Origin of the sequence: Myxococcus sp. CA039A (assembly GCF_013336645.1) — a bacterium.
GTDB lineage: Bacteria > Myxococcota > Myxococcia > Myxococcales > Myxococcaceae > Myxococcus > Myxococcus llanfairpwllgwyngyllgogerychwyrndrobwllllantysiliogogogochensis.
In genome coordinates this window covers 19,404-29,084 of the sequence record NZ_JABUMQ010000122.1, presented here as the reverse complement: position 1 = coordinate 29,084, position 9,681 = coordinate 19,404, and the positions used below count along the sequence as shown (strand labels likewise).

7 protein-coding genes and 1 pseudogene are annotated in these 9,681 nt (G+C 70.0%); all 8 read left to right on the top strand.

Annotation, left to right across the window (positions count from 1 at the left end; all coding sequences use genetic code 11):
• Positions 1–351: pseudogene (locus tag HR086_RS21250) on the top strand (hypothetical protein); the annotation flags it as partial.
• A gap of 52 nt (positions 352–403) precedes the next feature.
• Complete coding sequence (locus tag HR086_RS21245) at positions 404–916, top strand: FHA domain-containing protein (protein ID WP_174456817.1); 513 nt, start codon at positions 404–406, stop codon at positions 914–916.
• Positions 917–977: 61 nt separating this feature from the next.
• Positions 978–2,264 (top strand): Stp1/IreP family PP2C-type Ser/Thr phosphatase, encoded by a 1,287-nt coding sequence (locus HR086_RS21240; protein ID WP_141649049.1) that lies wholly within the window; start codon positions 978–980, stop codon positions 2,262–2,264.
• A gap of 131 nt (positions 2,265–2,395) precedes the next feature.
• On the top strand, positions 2,396–2,818 hold the full coding sequence (locus HR086_RS21235) for a hypothetical protein (protein WP_254614508.1): 423 nt from the start codon (positions 2,396–2,398) through the stop codon (positions 2,816–2,818).
• Positions 2,819–2,972: 154 nt separating this feature from the next.
• Complete coding sequence (locus HR086_RS21230) at positions 2,973–5,951, top strand: carboxypeptidase regulatory-like domain-containing protein (protein ID WP_174462494.1); 2,979 nt, start codon at positions 2,973–2,975, stop codon at positions 5,949–5,951.
• Positions 5,952–6,014: 63 nt separating this feature from the next.
• A complete protein-coding gene (gene coaBC, locus HR086_RS21225; protein ID WP_174466512.1) occupies positions 6,015–7,247 on the top strand; it encodes a bifunctional phosphopantothenoylcysteine decarboxylase/phosphopantothenate--cysteine ligase CoaBC in 1,233 nt (410 codons plus the stop codon).
• A gap of 200 nt (positions 7,248–7,447) precedes the next feature.
• Positions 7,448–8,578, top strand: a complete 1,131-nt coding sequence (locus HR086_RS48595; protein ID WP_174456814.1) for a uracil-DNA glycosylase family protein — start codon at positions 7,448–7,450, stop codon at positions 8,576–8,578.
• Between the two features lie 24 nt (positions 8,579–8,602).
• Entirely contained in the window at positions 8,603–9,610 is a 1,008-nt protein-coding gene (locus HR086_RS21215) for an esterase family protein (protein ID WP_174456813.1), read from the top strand.
• Positions 9,611–9,681: the final 71 nt, after the last annotated feature.

Below are 9,681 nucleotides of genomic sequence, written 5' to 3'. Positions count from 1 at the left end.
TCGATGCCGACCCCGGAAGCAGGCAAGCCGGAGACGCTGCTGGGCTCGTACTACGAGCACACCGCGCAGGTGGGGGTCGGCTACCGCAACCACCTGCCCCACGGCCTTCACTGGGGCTTCCAGGTGACGGGCGGACCCGTCTTCTACGGCGCCCACTTCGACGGCGGCGCCCCCGCGGACAAGAACACCGTGGGCATCATCGAGGGCCGCCTCCAGGCGGGCTACCAGTTCGACACGTTCGCGCTGGGACTCGCCGTGGGCTACGGGGAACCCTTCGGCCTGAAGAGGCGCTACCTGGGCCGGAGCTTCGTGGGTGGCCCGCTGCTCGGGTTGTTCGTGGATTGGCGGTGAAGTCCGCGTAGACTGGGTTTCGCGGGAATCTCCCCCCTCCCGCGCCCCCTGTATGCCCGAGCTGCTGAGCGCCCATGTTTCGCGGTACCTGCGCAACCGGGGCGACCTCGAGCGGCACCTGCCGCCCGGGCTGCTCGTCTTTTCGCCTCCGGCGGTGGTGGAGAGCCTGGCGGACCAGGAGGAGTACCGGTTGAAGACGGTGACCAACGCGGGGCCGCCGACGCTGGGGGCCCACGAGCCGGTGGTGTTTCCGGTGGTGAAGTGCCGGACGAACGCGTTCGGCCGGGGCGTCACCGTGGGCCGCACGGGGAACAACGACGTGGTGCTGGATGACGGCAGTGTGTCGCGATTCCACGCCTGGGTGGCCCGTGATGAAGCCCAGGCGGGTTTCCTGCTGACCGACGCGGGCTCCAAGAATGGCTCGTGGCTGAGCGGGGTTCGGCTCACCCCTCGCAAGCCCGTCCTTTTGGAGGATGGCGTCCGGTTGCGCTTCGGACAGGTGGAGCTGGCGTTCTACACGGCAAGCGGCTTTGTCAGGATGCTCGCGGTTCGGATGGCTCCCTGAGCCTTGCCACGTCTCAAGCGGCCTGCATAACGTGCGGAGTCGCCTACAGTCACACACGGGAGTGTTCGCGGTGGCCTTGACCACAGAAGCCTTCGGACTGACCGACGTCGGCCGCAAGCGGCAGCACAACGAAGACGCGATGTTGGTGGACGTGCCGCTCGGCCTGTACGTGGTCGCCGACGGCATGGGCGGGCACGCGGCGGGAGAGGTGGCGAGCAATCGGGCCACCGAGGTGGTCAAGCAGCACATCACCGCGAACCGGCATCTGCTGAAGGACCTGGGCAACAACCCCACGGCGGACAGTCGTTCGGCGGCGGCGGCGTTGGTGGAAGTGGCCGTCCAGCGGGCGTGCGCGGACATCTACCGCACGGCGATGACGGACTCGACCAAGCGGGGCATGGGGACGACCTTCGTGTGCCTGGCGGTGGGCGGCAACAAGGCCGTCATCGGCCACGTGGGCGACAGCCGCGTCTATCTGGTGCGGCACGGGCAGTGTCACCGGCTCACCGAGGACCACACGCTCGTCGCCGCCCAGCTCAAGGCGGGCACCATCACCAAGGAGCAGGCGGCGACGTCGCAGTACCGCAACGTGATTACGCGTGCGGTGGGCATCCAGGAATCCGTCCAGGTGGACACGCTCATCGTGGACCTGGTGCCCGGCGACATGTTCGTCCTCTGCTCGGACGGCCTGCACGGCTATGTCGAGGATGAGGAGATGCTGCCGCTGGTGTCGGGGCTTCAGCCGGCGGACCTGCCCAAGCGGCTCATCGACATCGCGAACGAGCGCGGTGGCAAGGACAACATCACCGCGGTGGTGGTGAAGGTGGCGGGCGACAGCGCCGCCATGGCCAACGAGGAGACGAGCGAAGCGCAGTCGCGCATGGAGGCGCTGCGCAAGATTCCGCTCTTCCGTCACCTCACGTACAAGGAGCAGACGGCGGTGTTGTCCATCGCCACCACGCGCACCTATCCCGCGGGGCGGGAGATCGTGGTGGAGGGGCAGCCGGGCGAGGAGCTCTTCGTCGTCATCCGGGGCCGGGTGGCCATCGAGAAGAACGGCGTGGAGATCGCCGAGCTGCGTTCTGGCGGCCACTTCGGAGAGATGGGCCTCATCGACAACGCGCCGCGCTCGGCGACGGTGCGCGCGACGGAGCCCACGCGCACCATGGTCATCTCCCGTCCGGACCTGATGGGGCTGATGAAGCGCGAGTCCATCCTCGCGGTGAAGATGCTCTGGAGCTTCGTGCAGGTGCTGAGTGACCGGCTGCGCGCGACCAACTCGGAGTTGAGCGAGGCCCGACAGGAGCTCGCCGTGGCGCAGGCCATCCAGCCCTTCGCTGAAGAGTGAGGAGACCGACCATGAGCCAGCGCACCCGTCGTGGTTCCGTTGTCTCGTCCGGTCCGCGTCAGACCCGCCATGTAGCTTCCCGCCAAACCATGGTGGGAGGTCGGATGGCGAGGGCGGTGGGGCGGGATGTCATGGTGCGGTTGATCGGCGAGGTCGCGGAGCTCCGGGAGGAGATGCAGACCACGCGGACGCATACGCGAGTCATGGCCTCGAGCATGGGCTTCGTGCTGAAGAGCATGGGGGTGATGCGCGAGGACATGGGCGTGATGCAGGCCAATATGGGCGCGATGCAGGCGAACATCGAATCGCTTCGCGCGAACGTGGACTCCCTGAGCGCGAGCACGGACTCCCTGCGCGCGAACATGGACGTCATGATGACGCACATGGAGACGGTGGCGGGTGAGCTTCGTGGCCTGTCCGGTGGACTCCAGCGGATGGAGACACATGCGGGCCGCATGGCTCGGCTGCTCGGCTCGTTGGCGGATACGACGAACGCGCGCTTCGAGCGGGTGGAGAAGCGACTGGACGCGCTCGAGGACGACACGAAGCAGTGACCAACGCATGACGGTGTTTCCCCGGTGGCAACGCAGGCCACCGGGTGGGAACGCGTCATGGGGGGAGCGTCCGGGAGAGGACGGGGTCCGGAATTTCCGGAGGGAATCACCCGTTCCGGGCCCGGCCGCGGGCTAAGGTCCGAGTGACGTGCGCATGCGCAACTGGATTCTCATAGGGGTGATTTCCGCCCTGGTGGTGGCCGGGGCAGCCTGGCTCTGGTCCCATTCCGAGAGTGGGCCTCGGAGCCCTGCGTCCGCCGCGTCCCTGGATTCCACGCCGAAGTCGCTGCCCGAGTTCTCCGCGGTGGAGGTCTCCTCGGGAGGCCAGGAGGGCCTGGCGCTCACCGGCCGCGTGCTGGATGCGTCGGGCAAGCCCGTGTCGGGGGCGGAGGTGTTCCTCGCGGCCAGCGCCGAGCGGACGCTGGCGGACGTGCGCTGCGACGAGTGCGACCAGGCGCTCCTGTCCTGCCCGGCCCGCGAGTCCGCGTTGCACACGCTCGCCTTCTTCGAGCAGGAGCGAGGCTTTCTCAGTCCACGCGCGACGGTGCGCACGGACGAGCAAGGGCGCTTCCGTTTCGAGCACCTCGTTGGTGTGTCCTTCTCCGTGTGGGCTCGCGCCTCGGGGTTGGGTGTGGCGCTGAGGGACAGGGCGGCCCCGGGAGACCCGGTGGAGCTGTACCTCCCGCCCTTGCGCTCCATTCGAGGCCAGGTGGTGGACGAAGCGGGGCAGCCGCTCAAGGGCGCTCGCGTACACGCCGTCTCCCGTCGCGTGCCGCTGCCCTTCGAGGCGGAGTCCGGCGCGGAAGGGGCCTTCTCGCTGGATGGCCTGGGCGAAGGGCCTTTCTACGTGTTGGCGATGGCGGAAGGCTACCTGCCCGCCGTGGAGGCTCACGTCGAGGCGGGGCCGCAGCCGGTGCGGTTGCAGCTGACTCCCGCGCGCACGCTCGAGGTTCGCGTCATGCGACAGGGCCAGCCCGCGGCCGCGACGGTGCGCCTTCGTGCCGACCATCTGTCGCGTGAGCTGCGCACCGAAGGCGAGGTGGTGCGCTTCACCGGCCTGTATCCGGACGAACTGGTGGTGACGGCGGAGGCCCCGGGTCTGGGCTCGGCCCCGCGCACGCTGACGCTCGACGCGCGCGTGACGCAGGTGACGCTGGAGTTGGAGGAGGCGGGCAAGCTGCTCGTCACGGTGGTCGACGAGGCCGGACAGCCCGTGCCCACTCCGGAGCTGATGCTGCGCACCTCGCGGGGCGAACTCGTCCGGCGTGAGCGCGCGGCCACGGGCGCATTGGTGGAGCTGGGGCCACTGGCCGTGGGCGAGTACCTGCTGGAGGGCAAGGCGGAAGGCTTCCGCGACGTTCAGCTGCCCGCTCGCGTGGGCAAGGGCGAGACGACCCTGGAGCTGGAACTGGAGCGCGCCACGCTCATCACCGGACGGGTGATGGACGAGTATGGACGTCCCGCGCCCCGCGTGTCGGTGCTGGTGCAGCCCACGGGCGAGTCGGTGCTGGCGGATGGGGAAGGGCGCTTCGCGGCGCAGGTGCCCACGCCGGGCCTGTATGAACTGCACGCGCACCATTCGGAGTGGGGCGGTGGTCAGGTGAAGGTGACGGCGCCGGCTTCCGGTGTGGAGCTTCCGCTGGAGCCTCATGCCGCGCTGGAGGTGACGGTGTCATCCGGCGGTCGGCGCGTGGAAGGCGCGGACGTGGTGCTGTGGGTGGATCAGGAGGGCATCTTCCGGAGTGACCGTCCCTCCGGCCCCGATGGCGTCGTGCCCATGCGCGGGCTTCCGGAAGGGTCCTACTCGATGGTGGCCTCGCATCCGGACTACCAGCCCTCCGAGCGGCGGCAGGTGACGGTGGTGGAGGGTCAGACGCTCAAGCTGGAGGCGGAGCTGAAGCCCGGTGCGCCCCTGACGGGCGACGTGGTGGACACGCAAGGCACGCCCGTGGCGGGTGCCTCGCTGTCGGTGGTGCCGCGGGGCGCGGAGCCTGTCATCAGCGACGCGCGGGGCCACTTCGAGTTCCGCTCACTGCGCCCGGACCGGGGCTACCGCCTGGAGGTGAAGCACTCCGGTTATGACCAGACGGAGCGCGCGGAAGGCAAGGCGGGCGGGCCGCCGGTGAAGGTGGTGCTCAAGAAGCGCGATGTCTTCCGGGGGCGCGTCGTTGGCGATGACGGCGCTCCGGTGCGTCGCTTCCGGATGGACGAGCATCAGGTGGACAGCCCGGATGGCCGCTTCGAACTGGCGCTGCCCACCGCGGGCGACCGTGTCATCGTCGCGGTGGATGCCTCCGGTTACGAGCCGCTCATGGTGGACCGCCCGGTGTCACCCGAACTGGGCGACCTGGTGCTGGAGAAGCTGCCGAGCATCAGTGGCCTGGTGAGGGACGCGAGCGGAGGGCCGGTGGCGGACGCGGTGGTTTCCTGCGAGGTGTGCGACGAGTCGGTGCTCTCGGGACCGGACGGCCGCTTCACGCTGGCGAGCCCCCCTTATGTCGCGCGCTACACCGTCTCCGCGCGCAAGGGCCGGCTGAGCGGAACGCAGGCGGTGGAGCGCGGGAATCGCGCCGCGCTGGAGCTGACGCTGAAGCAGGCCACGCGCCTGAGTGGTCGCGTGTTCCGTCCGGGAGGACAGCCGGCGGCGGGCATCGAAGTCGAGGCGGTGAATGGCGACCGAGGCGAGCCGCTCACCATCGTCACCGGTCCTGACGGGGGCTACTCCGTGGACGTGGCGCCGGGCAGCTACCGGTTCATGCTGGGCTCGGGACTCGAGTACTCGGGGGAGCCCGCGCTGGTGGTCCAGGTGGGCGGCGCGGAGATGCACCTGGACCTGGGCCCCTCGCCCGGGAGCGCTTCGCTCACGGTGCAGCTCAAGCCCGAGCGGGGCAAGGCGCTCTGGGTGGTGGCCGGAGAAGTCCCGGTGTCGAGCAACCCGCCCGCACAGGAGTTGATGCGCTCGCGGTGGGCGCACCTCGTCTATCAGCCTCGCACCGAGCAGGTCATCGTGTCGGGCCTGCCTCCCGGCCGCTACACGGTGGTGTGGGGCGCGTTCCATGTGGAGACGCCCGGTGGCCCGGAGGTGCGCGTGGTGGATGTGCCCTCGCGGGGCGAATTGACGCTGGGGCGTTGACGCGTCGGTGGCTTGGGCACTGCTTCGGTTGCGAGCCGACGGGCGGGCGCATTAGGAAGCCGCATGGACGTATCGGCACTGAAGGGCCGTCGCATCGTGGTGGGCGTGGCCGGTGGCATCGCCGCGTACAAGGCTTGCGAGCTGGTGCGCGAGCTGGGTCGGGCGGGCGCCGAGGTGCGGGTGGCCATGACGGAGTCCGCTCGCCAGTTCGTCACCCCGCTCACCTTCCAGGCGCTCAGCGGGCATCCGGTGCTCACCGACTACTTCGACCCCTCGCAGGAGGGGAACTTCGGGCACCTGGACCTGGCGCGCTGGGCGGAGGCCTTCGTGGTGGCTCCCGCGACGGCGGACCTGCTGGCGCGAGTGCGCGCGGGCATGGCCAACGACGCGGTGACGACGTCGCTGCTGGCCTTCCGCGGGCCGGTGGTGCTGGCCCCGGCGATGAACGTGGCCATGTGGGACAACGCGATGACGCAGGAGAACGTGGCGGTGCTGCTGGCACATGCGCGCTTCTCCTTCGTCGGCCCTGGCGCGGGCCTGCTGGCCTGTGGCGACGTGGGTGAGGGGAGGCTGGCGGAGGTGCCGGCCATCGTCGCGGGAGTGGCCGCGCGCTTCGCCCCGGGGCCGCTCGCGGGCAAGCGGGTGTTGCTGACGGCGGGCCCCACGCGCGAGTTCCTGGACCCGGTGCGGTTCATCTCCAACCCCTCCACGGGGAAGATGGGACTGGCGCTGGCGCATGCGGCGCGTGCGCTGGGCGCCTCGGTGACGGTGGTTCTGGGGCCCGTGGGCGCGGTGGACCGCGCGGGGCTGGAAGTCGTCGACGTCGTGTCCGCCGAGGACATGGCGCGCGAGGTCCTGGGGAGGGTTGGAGAGGCGGACGTATTCATCGCCACGGCGGCGGTGAGTGACTGGCGCCCGGAGACTCGGGCCGCGCAGAAGGTGAAGAAGGGCGCCGCCTCCGGGCCGGAGACGTTGAAGCTGGTGCGCACGCCGGATGTGCTGGCGGAGGCCTCGCGGAAGGTGGCGGGGCAGGCGCGGCGTCCGGTGCTGGTGGGCTTCGCCGCGGAGACAGAGCGGGTGTTGGAGCACGCACGCGAGAAGCTGGAGCGCAAGGGCCTGGACGCGATTGTCGCCAACGACGTGACGGCGCCCGGCGCGGGCTTCGGCACCGACACCAACCGGGTGACGGTGTTGACGCGCGCCGGCTCGCCACGAGAGCTCCAGGGCACCAAGGACGCGGTGGCCCGGGGAATCCTCGAACTGCTGCTGGTGGAACAACGCCCGGCGAACGGCTGAGCGGCGGGGCCTGGAATCGACGGACAGGGCTGAATGCCGCTCCAGGACGTCCGAGCGACAGGTCTGTGACGCGATGTGTGGGCCCAGCGAGGACTTGACCCGGTGGGTGCCGGTGGGCCCGCCGTGGCGAGAGGCGTACGGTCGCGAAGGATGACCGCTTCCTTGCGCTCGGTCCCGTCGTCCGATACCGATCCACCACCGTGAACGACGACTCGCCCGATGCCTCGCAGGAACTGAGCGCCGTGCTCGAGGACGTGCGCCGTCACCTGCTCTGGCAGGAGGACGGTGCTGGCCGGTTGCTGATGATCGACGCGAAGGCGGCGGCCGAGCTTCAGCGCCTCGCCCCCTCCATGCGTTCGCGATTTGCTCGGCCCGGTGGTGCGGCCGAGCCCACGGCTGCCGCGCCCGAGCGCCGACCTGGCCCCGTGCAGGGCTCGCCCGGTGCGACGCCCCCCGTCGATTCCCCCATGGCCGAGCGCCGTCCCGGCCCCGCGCAGGTGCTGCCCGGTGCGACGCCTCCGAGCGCGCCCTCGATGGCCGAGCGTCGACCTGGCCCTCCCGCGAGTCCCCCGGATTCGAGCCGCGCGGCGCCCGTGTCGCGTCCGCTCGTCGATGCGCCCCCGCCTCCTCGTGCGGAGGCGCCCGTGGCGGCACGCGCGCCGATGTCTCGTCCCTCCGCTCCCGCGAGCGCCGGAATGCTGCTCGACGTTCCCCGGTCGTCTCCGGGCGGAACCACCGTGCTGCCGGGGAGTGTCGACGGTGAGCGGCCGACGTTGGACCAGGTGCGTCGCGAGCTGGGGGACTGCCAGCGCTGCAAGCTGTGCTCGGGCCGCAAGAACATCGTGTTCGGTACGGGCAATCCTCGCGCGGAGCTGGTGTTCGTCGGCGAGGGGCCGGGCGAGAACGAGGACCTGCAGGGCGTTCCCTTCGTGGGCGCCGCGGGAGATCTCCTGACGAAGATGATCGAGGCGATGGGCTTCCGTCGCGACGACATCTACATCTGCAACGTGGTGAAGTGCCGGCCTCCAGGCAACCGCAATCCGGAGCCGGACGAGATCGCCGCGTGTGAGCCGTTCCTCCGGGCGCAGCTCGCTGCCATCCAGCCCAAGGTCGTCGTGGCCCTGGGCAAGTTCGCGGCGCAGACGTTGCTGCGCGATTCGACGCCCATCACCCGAATGCGTGGTGCCTGGCGCGTTTATGAGGGCATTCAGCTCATGCCCACCTTCCACCCCGCGTACCTGCTCCGCAATCCAGCGGAGAAGCGCAAGGCGTGGGAGGACCTGCAAGCCGTGATGAAGATCTTCGGCAAGAACCCGGGCTCGCGCGCATAGCGGGGCCTCGGGGGGGAGACTCAGATGAGGGGATTGTTGGAAACGCGCGAGGTGCAGTCGCCCGCGTTGGAGTCCAATCCGTTGGGCGACCCGGCTCGGCGGCGGCTCACCGTGTACCTGCCGCCAGGGTATGGCGAGGGAGACCGACGCTATCCGGCCGTGTACTTCCTGCACGCGTTTGGCAGTGGCGGCGGCAGCTGGACGAATGCCTCGGGCTTCGCGCCCAGCGTGCCCGAGCGGCTGGACGCGCTCATCGAGTCTGGCGCGGTGCCGCCGGTGGTGGGCGTGTTCCCGGATGGCTGGACGTCCCTGGGCGGCAGCCAGTGGATCAACAGCGACGCCATCGGCCGTTACCGGGACTACCTGGCCAAGGACATCGTCGGCTTCGTGGACCGCACCTTCCGCACGTTGCCCAAGGCGGCGTCGCGAGCCGTGCTGGGACACAGCTCGGGCGGGTATGGCGCGCTGGTGATGGGGCGCTACCACCCCGAGATTTTCTCGCACCTGGGCGCGCACTCCGCAGACTCGTATTTCGAGTACTGCTACCTGCCGGACCTGCCGAAGGCGGCGGGCGTGCTCCTCAAGGCCGGAGGCATCGAGGCCTGGCAGGGCGAGTTCCGCCAGCGCGTGCGCGAGACGAAGATGCGCGGCGATGACTTTCCGGTGGTGAACACGCTGGCGATGGCGGCGGCGTACTCGCCGAAGAAGGGAGAGCCGCTCAACCTGGAGCTGCCCTTCGACGCGCAGACGGGCCGGTTGAAGATCGACGTGTGGAACCGGTGGCTGGTGCATGACCCGGTGCGCTTCGTGCCCAAGTTCCTGGACGCCTACCGGAAGATGAAGACCGTCTTCCTGGACTGCGGCACCCGAGACGAGTTCAACATGCGCTGGGGCACGCGGATGCTGGCGGACGACCTCAAGAACGCCGGCGTGGAGCTGGTGCACGAGGAGTTCGAGGACGGCCACTCCGGCGTGAGCTATCGCTTCGAGCGGTCGCTGTCGGTCCTCCTGCCGAAGCTCGCGCGGGAGTAGCGGACCGGGCGCGGCGTCGGTCCTGGACGGGCCTCATGGGACGTGGGGCCCCGGGACTGATTGCCGCGTGA

Bases quoted from the DNA above. Each gene is read 5' to 3' on its own strand.
- HR086_RS21215 (WP_174456813.1), top strand. From the start codon at position 8,603: ATGAGGGGATTGTTGGAAACGCGCGAGGTGCAGTCGCCCGCGTTGGAG.
- HR086_RS21230 (WP_174462494.1), top strand. From the start codon at position 2,973: ATGCGCAACTGGATTCTCATAGGGGTGATTTCCGCCCTGGTGGTGGCC.
- HR086_RS21235 (WP_254614508.1), top strand. From the start codon at position 2,396: ATGGTGCGGTTGATCGGCGAGGTCGCGGAGCTCCGGGAGGAGATGCAG.
- HR086_RS21245 (WP_174456817.1), top strand. From the start codon at position 404: ATGCCCGAGCTGCTGAGCGCCCATGTTTCGCGGTACCTGCGCAACCGG.
- coaBC (WP_174466512.1), top strand. From the start codon at position 6,015: ATGGACGTATCGGCACTGAAGGGCCGTCGCATCGTGGTGGGCGTGGCC.